Here is a 399-nt window from a genome sequence, read left to right on the forward strand (position 1 = left end):
GATCAAGGAGTATCAGGAGATCGGCGTCGATACGTTCATCATGTCGGGTTACCCGCATCTGGAGGAAGCCTATCGCTTCGCCGAGCTGGTGTTCCCGCTGCTGTCGCTTGCGCACGGCAACAACGTGACGTCGATCAGGGTCAACACCGGGCCGTTCGGTGAGACCATCGGCAACGAATATCGGCCGCAGAAACAGGCGTCGCAATCATGAGCTTGATCGATTCACTACCGCGCCGCAAAGCGTTTTCGAGCGAGGTGGGTGCCGGTTCGCGTGAAGAAAACACGTCAAACCAAAAATCTGAAGCTCCGATCCGATCCGATCGGAACGGAAGCAGCTCCAGCGTTCTCAAATTGCCCAGGGTCGACGGCCTGATCCCGTGGATCGTGCCGCTCGCGATC

The 399-nt window shown here is 58.1% G+C and carries 1 protein-coding gene and 1 pseudogene; both read left to right on the forward strand.

Annotated features, from left to right (window positions below):
- Positions 1-211: pseudogene (locus GO615_RS28325) on the forward strand (alkanesulfonate monooxygenase); the annotation flags it as partial.
- Positions 208-399 (forward strand): hypothetical protein (locus GO615_RS28760; protein ID WP_211167446.1); only part of this gene is annotated, 192 nt, incomplete at its 3' end. The pseudogene GO615_RS28325 and the gene GO615_RS28760, both read left to right, overlap by 4 nt.

The organism is Aromatoleum evansii (assembly GCF_012910805.1).
Classification (GTDB): Bacteria; Pseudomonadota; Gammaproteobacteria; order Burkholderiales; family Rhodocyclaceae; genus Aromatoleum; species Aromatoleum evansii.